This window comes from Amycolatopsis sp. WAC 04197 (genome assembly GCF_003947475.1).
Classification (GTDB): Bacteria; Actinomycetota; Actinomycetes; order Mycobacteriales; family Pseudonocardiaceae; genus Amycolatopsis; species Amycolatopsis japonica.
On the sequence record NZ_QHJK01000001.1, the window covers coordinates 1159437 to 1180417 of the forward strand.

21 protein-coding genes are annotated in these 20981 nt (G+C 70.0%); 7 read left to right on the forward strand and 14 right to left on the reverse strand.

The window, feature by feature from the left end; translation table 11 throughout:
• Positions 1–5: 5 nt before the first annotated feature.
• Together DMC64_RS05865 and DMC64_RS05870 are read right to left on the reverse strand one after the other, a co-directional pair.
• Positions 6–1325 carry an LCP family protein gene (locus tag DMC64_RS05865; RefSeq protein WP_199754891.1) on the reverse strand — a complete coding sequence of 440 codons (1320 nt, stop codon included), beginning with the start codon at positions 1323–1325 and terminating at the stop codon, positions 6–8.
• 88 nt (positions 1326–1413) lie between these two features.
• The gene (locus DMC64_RS05870) at positions 1414–2946 is read right to left on the reverse strand and encodes an LCP family protein (RefSeq protein WP_125732480.1); all 1533 of its coding nucleotides are present in this window, start codon (positions 2944–2946) and stop codon (positions 1414–1416) included.
• A 151-nt stretch (positions 2947–3097) separates the two neighbouring features.
• On the opposite strand from DMC64_RS05870, the gene rfbB reads away from it, so the two are divergent.
• Positions 3098–4081: a dTDP-glucose 4,6-dehydratase gene (gene rfbB, locus DMC64_RS05875; RefSeq protein ID WP_125732482.1), complete on the forward strand. Its 984-nt coding sequence runs from the start codon at positions 3098–3100 to the stop codon at positions 4079–4081.
• A 4-nt stretch (positions 4082–4085) separates the two neighbouring features.
• Complete coding sequence (gene rfbD, locus DMC64_RS05880; RefSeq protein ID WP_199754893.1) at positions 4086–4958, forward strand: dTDP-4-dehydrorhamnose reductase; 873 nt, start codon at positions 4086–4088, stop codon at positions 4956–4958.
• Positions 4959–5016: 58 nt separating this feature from the next.
• Here the strand turns inward: rfbD and DMC64_RS05885 are convergent, their stop codons facing one another.
• From DMC64_RS05885 to DMC64_RS05895, 3 genes are read right to left on the reverse strand one after another with little or no spacing between them, the layout of a single operon-like run.
• Positions 5017–6105, reverse strand: a complete 1089-nt coding sequence (locus DMC64_RS05885) for a glycosyltransferase family 1 protein (RefSeq protein ID WP_125732486.1) — start codon at positions 6103–6105, stop codon at positions 5017–5019.
• Positions 6098–8611, reverse strand: coding sequence for a glycosyltransferase (locus DMC64_RS05890; protein WP_125732488.1), 2514 nt, complete (start codon positions 8609–8611; stop codon positions 6098–6100). The genes DMC64_RS05885 and DMC64_RS05890 overlap by 8 nt, the downstream gene beginning before the upstream one ends.
• A gap of 32 nt (positions 8612–8643) precedes the next feature.
• The gene (locus tag DMC64_RS05895; RefSeq protein WP_125732490.1) at positions 8644–9555 is read right to left on the reverse strand and encodes a glycosyltransferase family 2 protein; all 912 of its coding nucleotides are present in this window, start codon (positions 9553–9555) and stop codon (positions 8644–8646) included.
• 19 nt (positions 9556–9574) lie between these two features.
• Here DMC64_RS05895 and DMC64_RS05900 point away from each other — a divergent pair, with 19 nt between their 5' ends.
• From DMC64_RS05900 to DMC64_RS05915, 4 genes are all read left to right on the forward strand, one after another.
• Positions 9575–10630 carry a glycosyltransferase family 1 protein gene (locus tag DMC64_RS05900; RefSeq protein ID WP_125732917.1) on the forward strand — a complete coding sequence of 352 codons (1056 nt, stop codon included), beginning with the start codon at positions 9575–9577 and terminating at the stop codon, positions 10628–10630.
• A gap of 70 nt (positions 10631–10700) precedes the next feature.
• A complete protein-coding gene (locus DMC64_RS05905) occupies positions 10701–11837 on the forward strand; it encodes a glycosyltransferase family 1 protein (RefSeq protein WP_037332234.1) in 1137 nt (378 codons plus the stop codon).
• Positions 11838–11993: 156 nt separating this feature from the next.
• Entirely contained in the window at positions 11994–12857 is an 864-nt protein-coding gene (locus DMC64_RS05910) for a glycosyltransferase family 2 protein (protein ID WP_199754895.1), read from the forward strand.
• 58 nt (positions 12858–12915) lie between these two features.
• The gene (locus tag DMC64_RS05915; RefSeq protein WP_125732491.1) at positions 12916–13956 is read left to right on the forward strand and encodes a serine hydrolase; all 1041 of its coding nucleotides are present in this window, start codon (positions 12916–12918) and stop codon (positions 13954–13956) included.
• Between the two features lie 61 nt (positions 13957–14017).
• Here the strand turns inward: DMC64_RS05915 and DMC64_RS05920 are convergent, their stop codons facing one another.
• Positions 14018–14518: a hypothetical protein gene (locus DMC64_RS05920; protein WP_185927248.1), complete on the reverse strand. Its 501-nt coding sequence runs from the start codon at positions 14516–14518 to the stop codon at positions 14018–14020.
• A gap of 125 nt (positions 14519–14643) precedes the next feature.
• A complete protein-coding gene (locus DMC64_RS05925) occupies positions 14644–15096 on the reverse strand; it encodes an HldE family cytidylyltransferase (protein WP_016331402.1) in 453 nt (150 codons plus the stop codon).
• 74 nt (positions 15097–15170) lie between these two features.
• Here DMC64_RS05925 and DMC64_RS05930 point away from each other — a divergent pair, with 74 nt between their 5' ends.
• A complete protein-coding gene (locus DMC64_RS05930; RefSeq protein WP_037332224.1) occupies positions 15171–16067 on the forward strand; it encodes a DNA-3-methyladenine glycosylase in 897 nt (298 codons plus the stop codon).
• 1 nt (position 16068) lies between these two features.
• Here the strand turns inward: DMC64_RS05930 and DMC64_RS05935 are convergent, their stop codons facing one another.
• The 7 genes from DMC64_RS05935 to DMC64_RS05965 are packed head-to-tail and all read right to left on the reverse strand — an operon-like array spanning position 16069 to position 20935.
• Positions 16069–16260, reverse strand: coding sequence for a hypothetical protein (locus DMC64_RS05935; protein ID WP_125732495.1), 192 nt, complete (start codon positions 16258–16260; stop codon positions 16069–16071).
• Positions 16261–16269: 9 nt separating this feature from the next.
• Positions 16270–16620: a GntR family transcriptional regulator gene (locus DMC64_RS05940; protein WP_037332219.1), complete on the reverse strand. Its 351-nt coding sequence runs from the start codon at positions 16618–16620 to the stop codon at positions 16270–16272.
• Positions 16621–16640: 20 nt separating this feature from the next.
• Positions 16641–17303, reverse strand: a complete 663-nt coding sequence (locus DMC64_RS05945; RefSeq protein WP_233629594.1) for a hypothetical protein — start codon at positions 17301–17303, stop codon at positions 16641–16643.
• Between the two features lie 30 nt (positions 17304–17333).
• Positions 17334–17879: an NUDIX hydrolase gene (locus DMC64_RS05950; protein WP_125732497.1), complete on the reverse strand. Its 546-nt coding sequence runs from the start codon at positions 17877–17879 to the stop codon at positions 17334–17336.
• Positions 17876–19213 (reverse strand): coenzyme F420-0:L-glutamate ligase, encoded by a 1338-nt coding sequence (locus DMC64_RS05955; RefSeq protein WP_199754896.1) that lies wholly within the window; start codon positions 19211–19213, stop codon positions 17876–17878. Before DMC64_RS05955 ends, DMC64_RS05950 begins: the two co-directional genes overlap by 4 nt.
• Positions 19206–20204 (reverse strand): 2-phospho-L-lactate transferase, encoded by a 999-nt coding sequence (gene cofD / locus DMC64_RS05960; protein ID WP_125732501.1) that lies wholly within the window; start codon positions 20202–20204, stop codon positions 19206–19208. The genes DMC64_RS05955 and cofD overlap by 8 nt, the downstream gene beginning before the upstream one ends.
• On the reverse strand, positions 20201–20935 hold the full coding sequence (locus DMC64_RS05965) for an N-acetyltransferase (protein ID WP_125732920.1): 735 nt from the start codon (positions 20933–20935) through the stop codon (positions 20201–20203). Before DMC64_RS05965 ends, cofD begins: the two co-directional genes overlap by 4 nt.
• Positions 20936–20981: the final 46 nt, after the last annotated feature.

The following is a 20981-nucleotide window of genomic DNA, read 5'->3' on the forward strand; positions in this document are numbered from 1 at the left end:
CAACGCTAGTTCACGCAGGGAACGCTCGACGCGGCGAGCAGCGGAGCCGCCCCAGGCGCCCCACCGCCACCACCCCGGCCCACCAGACCGGAGACGAACGACCGCACGGCGGCGGGGTCGATCTCGACGATGCTCTGGCCGTCGGCGCTGCGGCCGTTGATGTTCACCACCGGGATCGTCGTGAACGTCAGGTCGCCCGACGCGATCCCCTTCGCCTGCTGCGCGAACTCCAGCAGGTCCAGCCCTTCGTCGAGGACGATCGACCGGCGCACGACGTCCATCAGGCCCGCCATCGTCGACGGGCTGGTCAGCGTCCCCGCGGAGAGTACCTGGTTCAGCGCCGACGACAGGAACGTCTGCTGCCGCACGATGCGATCGAGGTCGCCGCGCGGCAGGTTCTTGCGCTGCCGGACGAACGAAAGCGCCTCACCACCCGACACGGTCTGCTCACCACGCCGGAAGTTCGCGCCGGAGTCCTTGTCCTCGGTCGAGTGGTTCAGGCAGACCTTGACGCCGCCCAACGCTTCGGTCAGCAGATAGAACCCGAGCAGATTGACCTCGGCGTAGTGGTCGATGCGGATCTGCGTCAGGTCCTGAACGGTCTGGACCAGTGCCTTCCGGCCTTCCTGGTCGGAATCGCGTTCGAGTTTCGCCTGATCGGATTCCCCGCGATGCGCGTTGGCGTAGTTGGCCTTCGCGACGCCGTAAGCCGAGTTGATCTTGTTCGGGCCCCGGCCGGGGATGTCGGTCCAGGTGTCCCGCGGGATCGAGACGCCGGACGGTTTCCCGCCGTTCTTCGGGATCCGCAGGATGATGATGGTGTCGGTGTTGACGCCCGGCTTCTCCTCGGTGCGCAGTTCCTTGAGCACCCGCAGCGGCAGCGGATTGCCCTGCGCGTCGGTGCGCGCGTCGCTGCCGACCAGGAGGATGTCGTTCGCGCCGTCGTCGGCGGGCGGGGCGGCGGGATCGTCGGCCTTGCTCAGGGCGTTCGTCGTGGGGACGTTGTTCTGCAGCTGGTCCTTGGTGACGTACGCGTAGCCCGTCGTGCCGAGGGCGAGCAGGGACACGAGGCCGACCGCGATCCGACGGGTGATCCGGCCGGCGCGGCGCAGCGGGCGCTCGGGAACGGCGAGCGTGCCAGAGACGGCTTCGTCCTCGGCCGGAGTGGACGGCTGGGGGAGCGGCGGATTCCGCGGGTACGGCGTCGGGACGAACCGGGGCTCTTCGTCACTCTCGGTGTCCGATTTGGTGTCCTCTTCGGACTTCGGCTCCTCGTCGTCCAACTGCTCAGAACGTGCGTTGACGCTCTTTTCCTCGTCGCTCATCCCTGATCACCTCCCCTTGCGCTGTCGCTCGTCCGATCGTAGGAGAAGGCTAGGCCACCGTGAGGTCGGCCACGCTGAGTACCCGGGATTAATTGACGCAGGGCACATTGCCCGCGACGATCGGCGTCGTGCTGGGCGCCGCCGGGGCGCTGGAGGGCGGCTGAGCGGGTTTCGAGGGGATCGAAGTCTTCGACGGGGCCGTGGTCGCGTTCGCGCCCTTGAAGTCCTTGCCGAGCAGCACCCGCACCTTGCCGGGGGCGACGTCACGGTCCGCCTCGGCCTGCACCGCGGTGCCGAAGACCTGCTTGATCAGGGCCAGCGCGTCGTCGTCACCCGGCGCGTACCGGACGACCGTCGAGTTGCGGGTGCTGAGCTTGGTATCGGCCGCCAGTTTGAAACCCTTGCCCTGCAACAGGTTCCGCGTTTCGGTGGCCACCGTGGGCGAGCCGGATCCGTCGAAGAGTTCGACGGTCACCGCTTCCGCGCCCGGCAGGGTGGCCGGGGTCTCGGCCGGCGCCGTCTCGCCGTCGGCGGTCAGGCGGGTGACCTCGGCCTGCACCTGTGCCGGGTCCACCCGGAGCACGGCGGCGCCGCCGATATTCGCGTCGCCTTGGGTCGGGATGGTGTGGAACTCGACGTTTCCGCTGGTCATCCCCCGCATCTGGGCGGCGAACTCGGGCAGGTCCCAGCCTGCCGACAGCACGACCGACTTCTTCACCGCGTCGATCAGGTCGGAGATCTTCGCCGGGTTCATCAGGACGTCGGAGGAGAGCACCTTGTTCGCCAGCCCCGACAGGAAGGCCTGCTGCCGCGCGATCCGGTCGAGGTCCCCGTTCAGCAGGTCGTAGCGCTGCCGGACGAACGCGAGCGCCTGCACGCCCTCGACGGTCGACTTGCCCGCGGGCAGGTCCACGCCGGACTTCTTCTCCTTGACCGCCTTGTTGAGGCAGACCTCGACGCCGCCGATCGCCTTGGTGATCTCGTAGAAGCTCGACAGGTTCACCTCGGCGTACCGGTCGATCATCTTCGGCTTGCCGATGAACTTCTCCAGCGTCGCGATCAGGTTCTTGCGGCCGGCGTCCTTGGCCTTGGCGTCGACGTCCTTGAGATCGGAGTTGCCCTGCTGCTGCAGCGTCTTCGACGTGTCGTTGTAGGCGTACACGTACGCGCTGTTGAGCTTGTGCTTGCCGAAACCGCCGGTGATCTCGACCCACGAGTCGCGGGGGAAGGAGATCGCGACCGCCTTCTTACCGTTCTGGGGGATGTGCACCAGGATCATCGTGTCGGTCTGGCGCTCGCCGTCGGAAACCCCGGCGTGCAGCATGTCGAGGACCTCGCGCGGCAGCGGGTTGCCCTGCGCGTCGGTGCGGCTGTCCTGGCCGACGAGCAGGATGTCGATCGCGCCGTCCAGCGGTTTCGCCGGCGGATGGCCGTTGTCCTCGAAGATGTTCGTGGTCGCGAAGCCCCGCGACGGGTCACCGATGAACTGCCAGCCCCACCAGGTCAGCGCCAGGATCGTGATCGAGACCAGGCTGAACACGACCTTCACGCCGCGGCGGGCGAACACCACGACGCCGCCGCCACGGCGCGCCGGAATGGGTGGCCCGGGCCACTCGGTCACGTGCGGTCCTCCACGAATCTCCCCAGGGCACACGCGTGCCTCGCCGGTAACTCTACTGATCCTCGTGTTAGACGTCCGTAGGCTGGTGAAAGGTTGCCCCGGTCGTGACACACTCGGCCGGTCGGTGAAGTCGTAGAGGGAGGATCGCGGGATGCGAGTGCTGGTCACCGGGGGTGCCGGGTTCATCGGTTCGCATTACGTCCGGCAGGTGCTGACGGGCGCGTACCCGAGCTTGGCCGACGCCGAGCTGATCGTGCTCGACAAGCTGACCTACGCGGGCAACGAGGCGAACCTGGAGCCGGTGCGCAAGAACCCGCGCTACCGGTTCGAAAAGGGCGACATCTGTGACGGTGCCCTGGTCAGCGAGCTCATGCGGGGCGTCGACCTCGTCGTGCACTTCGCCGCCGAGTCCCATGTGGACCGTTCGATCGCCGGTGCGGCCGACTTCGTGCTGACCAACGTCCTGGGCACGCAGACCCTGTTGCAGGCCGCGCTCGAGGCCGAGGTCGGGAAGTTCGTCCACGTGTCCACCGACGAGGTCTACGGCTCGATCGACGAGGGTTCCTGGTCCGAAGACCACGCGCTGGAGCCGAATTCGCCGTACTCGGCGTCGAAGGCGTCCTCGGATCTGTTGGCGCGTTCGTTCTTCCGCACGCACGGGCTGCCCGTCTGTGTCACGAGGTGCTCGAACAACTACGGTCCGTACCAATTCCCGGAGAAGGTCATCCCGCTCTTCGTGACCAATCTGCTCGACGGCAAGAAGGTCCCGCTCTACGGCGACGGGCTCAACGTGCGTGACTGGCTGCACGTGGACGATCACTGTCACGGCATCCAGCTCGTCGCCGACGGCGGGCGGCCGGGCGAGGTCTACAACATCGGCGGCGGCACGGAACTCACCAACCGCGAGCTGACCGAGCGGCTGCTGACCGCCGTCGGCGCGGACTGGGAGAGCGTCGAGCCGGTCGAGGACCGCAAGGGGCACGACCGCCGGTACTCGGTCGACATCACCAAGATCTCGACTGAGCTCGGTTACGCGCCGCGTCAGTCCTTTGAGGACGGTCTGGCCGAAACGGTCGCCTGGTACAGCGGAAACCGGTCGTGGTGGGAGCCGCTGAAGAACCGTGCGGGGGCGTGAGCGGGTGCTGAGCATTCTCGTACCGGGTGGATCCGGTCAGCTCGGGCAGGACCTCGCGGCGCTGGCCCTCCAGGTCGCGGCACCGTCGTCTTCGGAGCTGAACGTGCGCGACACCGGCCAGGTCGTCGCCGCGGTGACCGAACTGGCGGACCGGGCGCGGGCGACGGGGACGTCGCCGGTGGTGATCAACGCGGCGGCCTACACCGCGGTGGACGCGGCGGAAACCGATGAAGAGCGGGCGTTCGCGGTGAACGCCGACGGACCCCGGGTGCTCGCCGCCGCGTGCTCGTCGCGCGGGGTGCCGCTGATCCACGTGTCCACGGACTACGTGTTCGCCGGTGACGCGACTTCGCCGTACGAGCCCGGCGACCTGCTGGGCCCGCTGAACGCCTACGGCCGGACGAAGGCGGCCGGCGAGGACGCGCTGCTCGGATCCGGGGCCCGGTCCTGGATCGTGCGGACGTCCTGGGTGTACGGCAAGACCGGGTCGAACTTCGTGAAGACCATGGCGCGCCTGGAAAAGGAGCGCGAAGAACTGTCCGTAGTGGACGATCAGACCGGTTCGCCGACCTGGTCGCGCGACCTCGCCGCCGGGCTGCTGGAGCTGGCAGGCCGGATCGCCGAGGGTGAAGGGCCTTCGCAGCGGGTGCTGCACTGCACGGGCGGTGGGTCGACGACGTGGTGCGGCTTCGCGAAGGCGATCTTCGCGGAACTCGGCGCGGACCCGGCTCGGGTGAAGCCGTGTACGACGGCGGAATTCCCGCGTCCGGCGGCGCGTCCGGCGTATGGGGTGCTGTCGAACGCTTCATGGCGCGAGGCGGGTCTCACGCCGCTTCGGGACTGGTCCGATGCCCTGAAGGCCTACTTCGCTTCCTGACTCCTCTCGCATTTAGTCCTCTGAATGCGCTCGCATTCAGAGGACTAAATGCGGGAGGTCAGTGCTTCGTGCTCGCCTGGCGGTACGCGGCGACGGTGAGTTCGGCGCACGCCCGCCAGGTGAAGTTCGCGACGTGGGCGCGGCGCGCGGCCGAGGTGGCGACGGCGTGCGGATCGCTGACGGCCATCCGCAGCGCCTCCACGAGTCCGTCGACGTCCTCGTAGGGCACCAGGCTCGCGCAGTTCCCCGCGACCTCGCGCAGCGCCGGGATGTCCGTGCACACCACGGGAACGTCCGACGCCAGCGCTTCCAGCACCGGAAGCCCGAAGCCTTCGTCGCGTGACGGCAGCACCAGCGCGCTGGCCCCGGCGACGACCCGCCGGAGGTTCACGTCCGACAGGTAGCCGACGTGCCGCGAACGTGAGCCCACCGAGAACGAACCGGGGCCGACGAACACCAGATCCGGCAGATCCGGCGCGGCCTCGTGGGCCTGCTGGAGCCAGTGCAGGCCCTTCCGGGGGCCAGGAGCACCCGCGAAGAGCAGGTACTTGTCCGGGAGGCCGAGTTCCTTGCGGCGCTCGGGATCCGGCGGGCGCGCGGTGAACCACGCCGGGTTCACGCCGAGCGGCGTGACGATGATCTTGCCGCGGTCCACGTCGAGCCGTTCGGCGACCTGATCGGCGACGGCGTTGGTGGGCGTGCAGATCGCGTCGGCGAGCTTGGCGCCGCGCCGGACCAGCCGCGGCAGCTCGTGATCGCTCGGCGCGAGCTCCTCGGGAGCGTCCAAAAAGGCCAGATCGTGGATGGTCACCACACCCGCCGCGCGGAACCGGCCGGGCAGCACGAAGTTGGTGCCGTGTACGACATCCGTCGGCCCGGCGAACAGTTCGACCGGCGGCAGCTGCGAACGCAGCCACGCCTTCCGCAGCAGTCGTGCGGCCACCGGCATGCCACGGGCCCGGACGCCGTGCGGGAGCACGTGCCGCAACCGTCGCCAGCCGCGCAAGGTGAACGCGACCGCACGAGTGTCCACTTCGGACATCGAGGCGAGCTCTTCGGACAGGGCGACGGTGTACCGGCCGATACCCGTCCTGGCGCCGAGCAGCGGGGTCCCGTCGAGCAGGACGCGCAAGGGGCGGTCAGCCACGGCCGAGCCTCTGCTTGGCGACCTTGACCACCCGGCCGCCGACGCGCCGCACGAGTTCCTTCGGTCCGCCGTCGGCGAGATACTCGCGGATCAGGTCGACGTCGCGGCGCAGCATTTCCTTGCCCCGCACCGGAGCCGTGACCACGAGGTCTTCCGAACCGGGCAGCCGGTCCGCGGCGGGCCGCGGGTTCCGGCAGAACTCCACCAGCGGTTTCAGCGCCTCGGGCCAGGCGTAGCGCTGGGCGACGGCGGCTATCCGCTCGACACAGCCGGCGGCGAACTCCTCGTCGTACAGCGCCTTTTCCAGCGCGTCGGCCAGTGCGTCCACGTCCTCGGCCGGGACGACGACGCCGAGCTTCTCCTCGCGGACCAGGTCGGCGAACGAGTCCCCGTCGGTGGTGACGATCGGCAGCCCGGCCCACAGGTAGTCCAGCACCCGCGTGCGGAACGCGAACGTCGTCTCGACGTGCTCGTAATGCGTGGTGACACCGCAGTTCGCGTCGAGCAGCCAGTTCTGGCGTTCCTCGTAGGGCACCCACTGCTGGTTGAAGAACACGTGCTTGCCGGTGAGGCCGAGCGTGTCCGAGAGCAGCATCGTGCGTGCGCCGATGTCCATCTCGGTGACCTCGGGATTGGGATGCTTCATCCCGAGGAACACCAGGCGGACGTCACCGCGGCGCTGCCGCAGCCGTTCGATCGCCCGGACCAGGGTCAACGGGTCGAACCAGCTGTAGACCCCACCCGCCCACAGCACGACGTGATCGGTCTCGCCGATACCGTCCAAAGTGGATCGAAGGCCGGGGCCGGTGCGGACCGGTGCCTGCGGCGACAGGCCGAACGGCACGATCGACAGCAGTGACTGGGTGGTCGGGTCGGCGTCGTACAGCCGCGGCGAGAGCCTGCCCATCGCGGCGAGGTGGCCCAGCCAGAAGTGACGCTGACGCTCCGAGGCGCACAGGAAGAAGTCGCCGCGTTCCAGCTGCGCGTCGAGGACCTTGGTGACGCCGATGAGGTCCAGCGCCCGTTTGTCGTCGGGCACGCCCTTGCCCTGTTCGAGCAGCTCCAGATGCATCGGGTCGTACAGGTCCGCGACCACGATCTTGTGCGCGTACTGCTTCTTGAGCGACGGTGCGAGCTCCAGCACGTGCCCCTGCAGGATGATGATGTCGGCCCACGCGATCGGTGTCTCCAGATCGCGCCTGGTCGCCGCGCTGACCCGGAACGGCGCGGGCGGCGGGTCGGCGAGGGGATTGATCGTCACCAGGTGGACGTCGTGCTCGGTGGCCAGCGTCGCGGCCATGTTCCAGGCGCGGATCGCCGGTCCGGCCATCCGCTCGGTGATCGCGTCGCCGGTGATCACCAGTACCTTGCGGCGCTGCCCGAAGAGCGCGTCGATGCCGAAGGTCTCGACCAGGACGTCGTGCGCGGCGAGATAGCGCGGCAGCGGATACGCGGGCTCCAAGGCCTTGCGCAGCAAGGGAAGCAGATCGGCGTCGGTGCGGACGCGGGCGGCCTGTTCGGTGGCGCGCGCCTCGGCGAGCGACGGCAGGAGTTCGACGAACTGGTCGATCGCCAGCACCCCGGCCAACGTCGTACGCGGCACCTCGACCGGGCCGGTTTCGGCCGGGCCGACACCCTGGGCGAGATCGAACTGGGTGGCATCGAGGTCTCCGCGCGCCGTCGCCCGGCGGACGGCCAGCGCCAATGCGGCGGGCAGCGCACGCGAGAGAGTCTCGTCGGAGAGGTTCTTGTACAGCGCCGCCAAGGCGTTGCGCTCCAGCAAGAACGTCTCGCGCCCGGAGTCCGGAGCGTCCACTGTGGACATCGTGGCGTGGTGCTTGTGGTAGGTCAGCGACTCGGGCACGTAGCGCACGCGCCAGCCGCGCAGGTTCAGCCGCCAGCCGAGGTCGACGTCCTCGTAGAACATGAAGAACCGCTCGTCGAAGCCGCCGAGTTCGGCGAACACCCCGGCGCGGACGAACATCGCCGAACCGGTCGCGAACAGGACGTCCTTGGCGATCTCGTGTTCGGCGGCGGGAACGTCGGCCAGCGGCCTGCCGGCGTGGCGTTTGTAGCCCATGCCGAACCAGGTGAGGCCCGCGTCGACGAAGTCGGTGCCGGTGCCGTCCCAATCGAGGACCTTGCTGGCCACCGCGGCGACGGTCGGCTGCGTGCGCAGCTCGGCGACGGCCGCGCCGACCCAGCCGGGAGCCGGGCGGGCGTCGTTGTTCAGGAAGGCGAGGACGGTGCCGGTGGCGTGCCGCGCGCCGAGGTTGCAGCCGCCCGCGAAGCCGGAGTTCACCGGGGATTCGACGAGCTTGACGCCCGGTGCGGCGGCCTTGATCTCGGCGACGTCGGTGCCGCCGGAGGCGTTGTCGACGCAGATGACCTCGAGGTTCGGGTAATCGTGTTCGGCGAGTGCGCGCAGGCAGGTGACGGTGTCGGCGGCCCCCCGGTAGTTCACGACGATCACCGAGACGACCGGTTGCGTTTCCCCCTGCGCCAAAGCCGTACTCCCTGCTCTCGATTGGGGCAAGCTTAATTGCCCGCCCACGCCTCCCAGACCGCGCCTCGGCCCAGTGTCGCCCGTCGCCCGACGGCCCGCCGCTCGACCAGCGTGCGCGGCAGGCGGACGGCGACGGCGCCGAGGACCCGGCACCGGAGGCTCGGACGGAAGTTCGGCGCCGCTGGTTTCCCCCGGAGGGGCAGCACCAGGGTGAGCACGGCGAACTTCACCAGCTGGCGGATCGCCACCGCGCGCGGAGCACACCGCAGGAGGGTCAGGAGGCGGTTGCGCTCATTCCACAGGTGGAACCGGACCGAACCCGGCCGGGTGCTCGCGCCATGCTGATGGGTGACGTCGGCTTCGGCGCTGACGACGTCCCAGCCCGCCAGCCGCAGCCGCCACGCGGTGTCGGTGTCCTCGTAGTAGCAGAAGTAGGAGGCGGGGACGCCGCCGACGGAACGGAGCGCCTCGACGTCGAGCACGGCCGCGCCCCCGCAGAAGCCGAAGATCTCGTCGGCGGGTTCCGGCAGGTCGGCGCCGTGACCGTCGGCGGTCAGGCGGACGCCGGTGGACTGGACGGTCCCGTCGGCGAGCGTCAGGCGGGCGCTCACGGCGGCGGCGAGCGGCGCCTTCGCGAGCGTGTCTTCGCAGGTCGCGAGCCAATCCGGGCTCGGCGCGGCGTCGTCGTTGAGCCAGGCCATCAGCGGAGTGTCCACTTTGTCCAGTGCGGCGGCCATGGCGCCCGCGTAACCGGTGTTGTGCCGCAGCCGGAGCACGTCGGGTTTCGACGGATGGGCGGCGAGCAGGGCGGCCGTTCCGTCGTCGGAGGCGTTGTCGACGACCAGGGTCCGGTGCGCGCGGGACTGGGCGGCGAGAGCGTCGAGGCAGGCGGTGATGTGCGCGGCGCCGCGCCAGGTGACCACGACGACGGTGGTGCTGGTCATGGTGGAGAGAATAGAGACCATGCCCGAACTGGTCGTGCTCGCCGAGCAGCTGCTGGCACCCGTCCCCGGCGGGACCGGCCGCTACACCGGTGAGCTGCTGCGCGCGCTCGCCGAGACGGCGCCGCCGGGCTGGACGGTGTCGAGCGTCGTCGCGCGGCACGCCGACATCGAAGCCGCGGTCGTCGAGGGGGTCGCGGGGCCGCGCGTGCTGCCGATCCCGCCCCGGGCGCTCATCGCCGTTTGGCAGCTGGGCCTGCCGTGGTGGCCGGGCGGCGACGCGGTCCACGCGCCGACACCACTCGCGCCCGCTCGGGTGCCGAAGGGGCGGACGCTGTCGGTCGCGGTGCACGACACCGTGCCGTGGACGCATCCCGAGACGTTGACTCCGCGCGGCGTCGCTTGGCACAAGGCGGTGATCGCGCGGGCCGCGTCACGGGCGACGGCGCTGACCGTGCCCACGCAAGCGATTGCGGACGAGCTCGCCGCGCTGGTGCCGGTTTCGGTGCCGGTGCGCGTGATCCCGCACGGAGTGCGGCCGCCCGCCGGGTTCGCCGAGGTCGCGCTGCCGGAGAGGTACGTGCTCGCGATCGGGACGATCGAGCCGCGTAAGGGCATCGACGTGCTGATCGAGGCCGCCGGCCGGATCGGCGTGCCGCTGGTGCTGGCCGGTCAGCCGGGGTGGGGCGGTATCGATCCGTCGGCGCTCGCGCGCGAGCACGGCGCCGACGTCCGGGTGCTGGGGAAGGTGAGTGACGCGGAGCTGGCGTTCGTGCTGCGGGGCGCGTCGGTGCTGGCGATGCCGAGCCGGGCGGAGGGGTTCGGGCTGCCGCTGATCGAGGCGATGGCGGCCGGGGTGCCGGTGGTGCATTCGGATGCTCCCGCCCTGGTCGAGGTCGCCGGGGGAGCGGGCGTCACCGTCCCCGTCGGCGACGCGCAAGCGCTTGCGGATGCCCTTCGCGGCGTCCTCGACCAGCCGGAGCGTGCGGCAGCCCTGCGTGACAGTGGTCTCAGTCGTTCGAGTGAGTTCACCTGGCAACGAGCCGCTTCGGCGGTTTGGAGGCTCCACCTGCGCTAGCAGTTTATCGGTTCCCCACCGCGGACCTGGTGCACGGCCGTACCCTCCTAGGGTGACCGATGACCCTCGCGTGCTTATCGACGCGACCGCCGTCCCCGCGGACCGGGGTGGCGTCGGTCGTTACGTGGATTCGCTGGTCGCGGCGCTGGACGAGGACGGCGCGCGGATCACCGTCGTCTGCCAGCCGCGGGACGCGGTGCTGTACGACCGGCTCGCGCCCGGCGCGCGGATCGTGCCCACCTCGCCGTCGACATCGACCAGGACGGCCAGGCTGACCTGGGAACAGGCGACCCTGCCCCGGCTGGTCCGCCGGCTCGCCGCCGATGTCGTCCATTCACCGCACTACACGATGCCGCTGGCCAGCCCGGCCGCTTCGGTGGTGACGCTGCACGACGCGACCTTCTTCACCGACGCGGTCCTGCACTCTTCGGTGAAGGCGCGCTTCTTCCGCGCCTGGACCGCGACGGCGCTTCGCCGCGCGACGCTGTGCGTCGTGCCGAGCATCGCGACGGCGGCCGAGCTGGAACGCGTCGGCCAGGTCCGCACGGCGGAACTGGAGATCATCCACCACGGCGTCGAACCGGACCGGTTCCATCCGCCGTCGCCCGCGGAGATCGAGGCCGCGCGCAAGGCCGTCGGGCTCGGGAAGACGCCGTACGTCGCCTTCCTCGGCGCGCTGGAACCGCGCAAGAACGTGCCCGCGCTGATCCGTGGCTTCGCGCACGCCGTGATCGGCAGGCCGAATCCGCCCGCCCTGGTGCTGGCCGGGCAGCCTGGCTGGGACTCGCAGGTCGAACGCGCGCTGGACGCCGTTCCGCACCGGCTGCGGGTGATCCGGGCGGGATACCTGCCGTTCGACACGCTCGCCGGTTTCCTCGGCGGCTCCGAACTGGTCGCCTATCCGAGCCTCGGCGAGGGCTTCGGGCTGCCGGTGCTGGAGGCGATGGCGTGCGGCGCGAGCGTGCTCACGACGCGACGGCTTTCGCTGCCGGAGGTCGGCGGGGACGCGGTCGCCTACTGCGGTGTCGGCGCCGGAGACGTCGCCGCGGCCATCTCGGAGCTGCTCGACGCCCCGGCCCGCCGGGCCGAACTGGCCGAAGCCGCGCTTCGGCGGGCGAAGGAGTTCTCGTGGGCGACGACCGCGGAGCGGCATCGGGAGGCTTACGCGAAGGCTTGGCACCGGCATGCGCAGCGGCGGGCGAGCTAGTTGGCTGTCCTGAAGGCCTCCTTTGAGACGTTGGATGTCTCAAAGGAGGCCTTCAGGACTCCCGCGCTCGGGGGCGGGCGGGGAGCAAGGGACCTTTGCTACCGCCCGATGGGGTGGGGCCGAAGTCGCGTTCGGTGACGGGTGGACAATGACCGCGTGACCGAGCACCCCAGCTACGGCGACGGGATCGCCGTCGTGACCGTGACGTACTTCCCCGGCGAGACCCTCGAGAAGTTCCTCGACACCCTCGAGAAGGCGACGGACCGGGACGTCCAGGTCGTCGTCGCCGACAACGACTCCACGGACGGCGCGCCGGAGAAGGCCGCCCGCCGGGACAACGTCAAGCTGCTCAGCATCGGCGAGAACGTCGGCTACGGCACCGCCGCCAACCGGGGCGTCGCGGAACTCGACGACAGCTACGGCTGGGTCGTCGTGGTGAACCCGGACCTCGAATGGGAGCCCGGATCACTCGACGCGTTGCTCGAGGTGGCCGAACGCTGGCCGCGAGGGGGCGCCTTCGGCCCGCTCATCCACGATCTCGACGGCACCGTGTACCCGTCGGCCCGGTTGCTGCCGTCGTTCGGCCGCGGGATCGGGCACGCGGTGTTCGGCAAGATCTGGCCGGGCAATCCGTGGACGCGGCAGTACCGGCAGGAGACCGGCACCCCGGTCGAGCGCACGGCGGGCTGGCTTTCCGGGTCCTGCCAGCTGTTCCGTCGCGAGGCCTTCGACTCGGTCGACGGGTTCGACACGCGCTACTTCATGTACTTCGAGGACGTCGACCTCGGCGACCGGCTGTCCCGCGCCGGCTGGCTGAACGTGTACGCCCCTTCAGCCAGCGTCATGCACATCGGCGGGCACTCGACGTCGCAGGCGTCGGCGAAGATGCTGCGCGCGCACCACGACAGTGCGTACCGCTACCTCGCGGACCGTCACCGCGGTCTCCTGTGGAAGCCGGTCATGCTCGCGGTGAAGGCCGGACTCGCCCTGCGTCTCAAGCTCGAAACGCGCCGGAAGTAGCCGTTCCGGCCACCGGAATTCACGCGACCGGGTTCCTCGTCGTCGTTACCGTCGGTGCATGGACTTCGCCGCACTGGACACCTGGCTGACGGAACGCGCCGGGGAGGACCGCTTCTCCGGAGTCGTGCTGATCCGGCGCGGCGACGAGACCCTGTTCGAACGCGGCTACGGCCTGGCCAGCCGCCGCTGGTCGGTGCCGAACGCGCCGGACGTCCGGTACGACACCGCGTCGATCACCAAGGTCATCACCTCGATCGCCGCAGTGCAGTTGGCCGACGAAGGCCGCTTGGACCTCGACCGCCCGATCGCCGAGATCATCGACCTCGGCGGCACGATGATCACGGCCGGGGTGACGACGCGGCAGTTGCTCACGCACACGTCCGGGATCGCCGACGACGCCGACGAGGAAGCGGGCGAGAGTTACGAGGCGCTGTGGGTCGACAAGCCGGTGTACTCGGTCGTCGAGACGCGTGACCATCTGCCCAATTTCGCTTACCGGCCACCGAATTTCGCGCCCGGCGAGGGCTGCCGGTACTGCAATTCGGGCTATGTGCTCGCGGGGCTGGTGATCGAGGAGATCACCGGAAGGCCGTATCGCGACCACGTCCGGGAGGCCGTGCTCGACCGCGCGGGGATGACCGATTCGGGGTTCTTCGACCGGCGTGATCCGCAGCCGAGGGTCGCCGAAGGCTGGGACCCGATCCTCGACGGCGATCGGATCACCGGCTGGAAGCAGAACATCTTCAGCTATCCGCCGATCGGTTCACCCGACGGAGGGGCGTACTGCACCGTCGGCGATCTCGTGCGGCTTCTGTGGGCGATCCGCGAAGAACGGCTCTTGAGCCCTGAGCGCACGAAGGAGTTCCTCACACCGCAGGTGCTCCACAGCAGCGGAGTCTGGTACGGCTTCGGCCTCGAATTCGTGCCGGCACCGGACGGATCGGTGCGGCACTACTACAAGGACGGCGGGAACGTCGGCGTCTGCTCGCTCATGCGGCACTACCCGGCCGAAGGCCTGGATGTCGCGATGCTGTCCAACGCCACGTACGGCGGGGGTGCGGCGATCAAGGAGATCGATCGGCTGATCCGGATGCCATGAAAGGTCCTTTCCTTGCAAATTTTGCAAGGAAAGGACCTTTCATGGCACGCGCGTGGAGGGGCTAGATGCCGTCCAGCCGACGCGAAAGGTTCGAACGCCCCGAAGGGTTCTGCTTCACCGTCGGCACCAAGCCGCCGACCTCGTTCTCGACGGTCTCCGGCTCCGGCTGCTCGATCAGCGGGCTCTGCACCGGAGCGGCGGGCGGCCGCCGGGTGAGCGGGGTCGTCGCCTGCGGGAGCGGTCTGGTCTGCTGCGGGGCGCCGGGACGCCGGGGATACGGCTGCGGCTGGGTCGAGCCCTCGCCCCGCGCCGGCGGCAGGTCCAGCCGCGTCGTCGGTTCGGGTCCCGCGAGCGGGTGGTCGTTCTCCGCGATCAGCGAAGCCGGCAGCTGAGTGGTCGTGTCCGGGTCCGACGAACGGTCGATCTCGGCGACCACCGACCGGGGGATCTGCTGAGTGTTCGCGGAGTCCATCGGAGACGTCGCGTTGTCCGGTGTCACGACGAAGGCTCCACGCGCGCTTGCGCGTGCGAGCAAGGCGTCCGCCCGAGCACGGGGGTCCATTCCCCTAGGCCTCCCGACTGACCTGGGGCCCTCTGGGTTCAGGGCCGACTGTGTGATGTCTAGGGTAGGCCCTAGGAGCGGCCGCCGTCAGCAGACCCGCGAACGTCGTCCGACAAATATCGGTGTCAGGCTTCCATGTCCGAAAGGATCCGGGTGCTGGAGTCGGCCTTGTCCGTGCCGCCGATGCCGTAGATCATCGAGATGTTGTTCCGGGCCCCAGCCTCGACCTCGTCGGCGGGCAGCTCGTCGACGTTGCGCCGATCCCCGCCGTTGCAGAACTCGAGCTCCGTGTCCGGGTACGCCGCGCGGATCAGGTCGAACGACTCGTTGATGCCCGGCCCCTGCTCGACGGCGATGTACACGTCGTCGACGATGCGCAGCGCGCGGACGATCCGGGCCCGGACGTCCTCGACCTGGATCACCCTGCCCTTCTTGAGGACCTGCTGGTGATCGTTGTTGACGATGACGATCAGGTAGCCGGACCTGGCCTGAGCGGCCTCGAACAGGTCGAGATGGCCCTGGTGGAGCGGGTTGAAGTACCCGCTGACGATCGAGGCCTTCGCCGGTCGCTCGGTCATCGTCGGTGTCCTCCGTAGGCTTACGGTTTCGGGTGGCCCGCTCACCCTAGCCGAGTGCGGGGTAGTTTCCGTGTGTGCGATTCCGTCCTGCCTTCGAGCTGGACCTGGACACCGTTCTGGGCCCGCTGAGCCGTGGGTCGCGTTCGCCCAACGTCGTCCGGACCGAGGGCGGGGTCACCTGGCTGGCCGCGAACACCGCGGACGGCCCGGGCACGCTCGCGCTGCTGCGGCGCGCGGACGGCGAGATCGAGGCGGAGGCCTGGGGCCCCGGCGCGGACAGGCTGCTCGAAGGCGTCCCGGCGATGCTCGGCGCCCACGACGACGACTCCGGATTCGTCGCGCACCACGACGTCATCGCGTCGGCTCGGCGCCGGAACCCGGGGCTGCGCCTCGGCTCGACCGGCCGCGTGTGGGACGCGCTGGTGCTCGCCGTGCTGGAACAGAAGGTGACCAGTACGGAGGCGCTCCGGTCTTGGGGCGAACTGTGCCGCTGGTTCGGCGAACCGGCGCCAGGCCCGGCGCCGTCACGGTTGCGTGTGCCGCCGACGCCCGTCGCCATCCGATCCATTGTGGACTGGAAATGGCATCGCGCCGGGGTGGATCTGAAACGGCGGACGACGTTGATCGCGGCGGCCCGTGTCGCGCCGCGGCTGGAGAAGGCCGTCGAACTGAAGGGTGTCGAAGGCCGGGCCTGGCTGCGGAAGGTGCCCGGCATCGGCGTGTGGACCGCGGCGGAGATCGCGCAGCGCGCCTGGGGAGACCCGGACGCGGTCAGCTTCGGCGACTACAACATCCCGTCGATGGTCGGGCACGCGCTCGTCGGCACGAAACTCGACGACGCCGGGATGTCCGAAGTGCTGGCGCCGTATTCGCCGCAGCGGCAGCGCGCGGTGCGCTACCTCTCGACGGCCGGATTCCGGCGGCCGAGGTTCGGGCCGAAGATCGAACTCCGCGACTACCGCGCGATGTGACTCAGTTGCCCCAGCCCTGCGGCGGGTAGGGCTGCTGCTGGCTGGGGTACTGCGGCGGCTGCTGCGGGTACTGCTGGTACGGGTACACCGGGGGCTTCGGCTTGCTGAGGGCCTTCACCAGGAAGAAGATCCCGACGCCGACGCCGGCGAGGAACAGGAAGAGAACCAGCAGCATCAACACGGAGACTCCCATTCGGTGAGGCTAGCCCAGCGCGGCGTCGACGATCGCCTTGGCCTCGTCGCGGCCGAGCCCCAGCTTCCTGGTCAGCGCGGCGTAGTCGGCGGCGGCCTGCCGCGCCCGCTCCCGGCTTTCGTCACCGACCGCGCTCACGAAGGTCCCCGCCCGGCCACGGGTCTCGATGAGACCGGCTTCTTCGAGTTCGCGGTAGGCCTTGGCGACCGTGTTCGGGGCGATGCCGAGGTCTTCGGCGAGTTTCCGCACGGTCGGCAGTTTCGCCCCGACGGGCAGCGTGCCGTCGTTGATCCGCTCCGCGTAGGCGGTGCGGACCTGCTCGAACGGCGGGACCGAAGAATTCGGGTCGACCCTGACCATGCGGTTTCTCCCTGCTGGGGTTACTGGCTTGGCGGGACCACCTGGGTACGGTCGCCGCCGCCACCGGGTACGACCTGGGTGGCGTCACCGGAAACCACCTGCGTGCGGTCGGCGTTCGCGGGCGACACGACCTGGGTGCGGTCGGCGTTCGCGGGGGAGACCACCTGCGTGCGGTCGGCGGCCGCCTGCTGCTGCGGGGACACGACCTGCGTGCGGTCGGCGTTCGGGTCGATCGGCGGCCCGGCCTGCGGAGGCGGCGGCGGGAAACCGGGCTGGGGCATACCGGGCGCGCCGAACGGGCTGGGCGCCGGGGCGCCGGGCGGCGGCGCGAAACCCGCCGGGGCCGGGGCCGGAGGCGGCGGGAAGCCGGGCGCCTGGCCGAAGCCGGGCTGAGGGGGCGGCGGGAAGCCGGGCTGCTGCTGCCAGTTGCCCTGCGGGGCGGGGCCGCCGGCGGGCGGAGGCGGCGGCGGGAAGCCCGGAGCCGGGCCGCCACCGCCGAAGTTCGGGTTCTGCGGGAAGGTCATCGGCGGTTTCTTCGCCTGGTTGACCTTCACGATGATCACCACGATCACGATGATGACGACGATGATCGCCAGCACCAGCAGAAACCAGCCGAAGCCTTCACCGTCACCGCTGCTGTGGACCCGGACCCGGTCCAGGTATGGCGTCAGTGTCGTCAGCATCATTCCCCCTTAAGAACGTCAGCCGACACCCTAACGGCCGGACGCCACGGGCACGGCGGCTTCCACCAGTTCGGCGAGATCTTCCGACCCTTTCGGGAGGGAATTCACCGGCCACCAACGAAGATCGTCCGATTCGTCGCTTTGGACCGGTTGTGCCCCGCGGGGTGCGCGCACCACGAAACGCACGTCGAAATGCCGGGTCGGCACGCCGAGCGAGCAGGTGATCGGGTGGACGTCGAGGTGCACCGGAGCCGGGTCGATCACGAGGTCTTCGATACCGGATTCTTCGCGTGCCTCACGAAGGGCGGCGTCCGCGAGCGTCGCGTCGCCGGGTTCGCAATGCCCGCCGAGCTGCAGCCAGCGGCCGACCCGCGGATGCAGGGTGAGGAGCACGTTCTCCGCGTCGGCGTCGAGAAGGACGGCCGAGGCGGTGATGTGCCCGGCCGCGCATTCGCGACGGCAGACGTCGTCTCGTGCGGCGAGGAAACCGAGATAGGCCTGGCGCAAGGATTCCTGGGCCGCGTCCGCCGGTCGCCAACCGGACAATGTGGACACGACGTCTTCGTGCAGGGTCACAGTTCGAGAAGTCCTTCACCGGGTTCGACGGGGCCGCGTGCGGGCGGGAGGGCGGCGGGATGGCCGATCGCGACCGCGCCGAGCGGTTCCCAGCGCTCGTCGAGGCCGAGGACGTCGCGCACGATGGCGGACGCGAAGATCGTCGACCCGATCCAGCACGAGCCGAGGTCTTCGGCGGCGAGCGCGACCAGCAGGCCCTGCACGGCCGCTCCGCCGGCGACGGTGAACATCGTGTGTTCACAAGCGTTCCGGCGGTCGTCGGGGTAGGTGTGCGCGCCCTCGGCGACGAGGAACGGCACCACGACCTCGGGCGCGTTGTACAGGATGTCGCCGCGGCCGAGCCGTTTCGCGACCTGCTCCGGCGTGAAGCCGTCGCCTTCCAGATCGGCCTGCCACGACGCCTTCATCGCGTCGAGAAGCTTGCGGCGCAAGCCTTCCTCGCGCAGCCACACGAACCGGACCGGCTTCGTGTGATGCGGCGCGGGCGCCGTCAGCGCCGTCCCGACCGCGCGGCGCAGCACCTCGGGATCGACCGGCTCGTCGGTGAACGACCGGATCGACCGCCGCGCGAGCACGGCTTCCCGGCGGCCCTGCGCGATGGATTCGTTGGTACCGAGGCGGAACAGGTCCTCCTCGACCGGCCGGAGCAGTTTCCTGGCGGTCGAGCCGTCGTCGGTGAGCCGAAGACCGCGCACGACGGCGACCGGCGTCCCGCCGAGCTTGCCCTTCACCAGATCCGCCGCGGCGGCCAGTTCGTCGGCGATCGCCACCTCGGTGACGGCGAGTTCGTTGCCCTGGCTGTCGACCTCGCCCGCGTACGAATGCAGCACCCGCAGGCCGGACGCGCCGATCGCGGCGTCGGTCTGCCCGACCCGCCACGCGCGGCCCATCGTGTCGGTGACCACGACCGCGATTTCCACGCCGAGCCGCTCGCGCAGCCCGTTCCGCAGCGCGAGCGCGGACGCGTCCGGATCCGACGGCAGCAGCGCGACCTCACCGGAGGCCACGTTCGACGCGTCCACGCCGGACGCCGCCTGCACGATGCCGAGTTTGTTCTCGGTGATCACCGTCCGGTTGATCCGCGCGATCACGCGGACGGACTCCTCCTCGACGAGTTTGCGCCGGGCGGCGTCACGCTCCTCGGGATCGGACGGGACGCGGATCAGCATGCCCTCGGCCTTGGAGACGATCTTGCTCGTCACGACCAGGACGTCGCCCGAACGCAGCCACGGGGCCGCCTCGACGATCGCGCCGGTCAGGTCGTCACCGGGCCGGAACTCCGGCAGGCCCTCGACCGGCAGGATCTCGATCTTCGCCGAAGCGTGGTCAGTCAACGGAAACTCCAGCCAGATCGAAGGCGGCACGCACCATGGCCGCCGTAGCGTCCACATCGGACATCAGCAGGGGCACGTCGCGGACCGCGACACCCGGTACGTCGACGGTTTCGCCCTCGGCCACCAGCCAGCCGTCGAGCACACCGTCGGTGGATTCCTTGCGGGAGCCGTAATGCCGCCCGACGGCTTCGGCGGAGGTCTCCACGCCGATCGCGCTCAGGCACGCGTCGGCCATACCGCGCAACGCCTTCCCGCCGATGATCGGCGAGACACCGACGACCTTGGCGCGCGTTTTCCGCAGCGCGTCGCGGATTCCCGGGACACCGAGCGTCGTGCCCACCGAGACCACCGGATTGGACGGCGCGAACAGCACGACGTCGGCGGCCGCGATCGCGTCGAGCACGCCCGGCGCGGGCTTGGCCTCGTCGGCGCCGACGGCGATGATCGAATGCGCCTTCGGCTCGGAGCGGTAGCGCACCCACCACTCCTGGAAGTGGATCGCCTTGCGCTGGTCCGGATCCTCCGGATCGTCGATCACGACATGCGTTTCGACGCGGTCGTCCGACATCGGCAGCAGGCGCACGCCCGGCTGCCAGCGATCGCACAGCGCCTCGGTGACCTGGGACAGCGGATAGCCCGCGCGCAGCATCCGCGAACGGATGAGATGCGTCGCGATGTCCTTGTCGCCCAAGCCGAACCAGGTCGGCTCGGCGCCATAGGCGGCGAGCTCCTCCTTGACCGTCCAGGTCTCACCGGCGTGGCCCCAGCCGCGTTCGGTGTCGATCCCCCCGCCGAGGGTGTACATGCAGGTGTCCAGGTCCGGGCAGATGCGCAGACCGTGCATCCACACGTCGTCCCCGGTGTTCACCAGCGCGGTCACCTCGTGCGGCGATTCCGGTGCGGAACCGGTCGCGGGCAGACCCAGTGCTTGCTTGACCCCCAGCAGGAAGCGGGCCCCGCCCACTCCGCCGACCAAAATGACGACCTTCACGACGGGCGATCCTCGCACGCGCCGGGACCCGGGGCCCAGTAGCGGTACCTGTGGTGCTCCGTACAGCCCAGGCTTTCGTACAGCTTCAGCGCGCCGGAGTTCGCCATCGCGACCTGCAGGAGCATCCCGGTCGCGCCCTGACCGGCGCCCCAGGCGCCCACGGCGTTCATCAGCCCGCGGGCCAGCCCTCGCCGCCGGAACTCCGGCCATACCTCCAAACGGGCGATGTGCAGCCACTCGCCGACGACCGCTCCGCGCACCGCGCCGGCCGTGACGCCGTCCAGTTCCACGATCCCGAAGCCGACCTTGCCGGTGCCGAGGACGTGGCGCGGCGCCTCCGGCGGGTCGGCGCTGCCCGCCGTCATCTCCCACCATCCGGACGTCGGCTCGTCGAGAATCACCGCTCCCGCCGAGGTCCCGCGTGAGATCGGGCCGGTGAGCAGGCGAACCTCGTGCGCGGGCCGGTGTTCCACATAGTGGACCCAGCCGGACGCGGCGAGTTCGTCTTCGAGAGACGTGTTCTGGATCACCTGAACGACCGGCGGGATGGCATGATCGTGGGCGAAGTCACAGACCGCCCGCAGGGCGTCTGGCAGCGGTTTTCCCGGGTCACCGATCGCCAGGGCGCTGTTGGCCCGGGCGGTGAACCCGTCCGCCCAGCGGAGCCGCCAGTCACCGATCCGGCTCTCCAGCAGGGGAGTCCAAGCCCGGCTACAGGTGAGCTCGAGCATTTCCGCACTGTTCACGGTTAGATTGTGCCAAGGAAGGCAGTGGAGG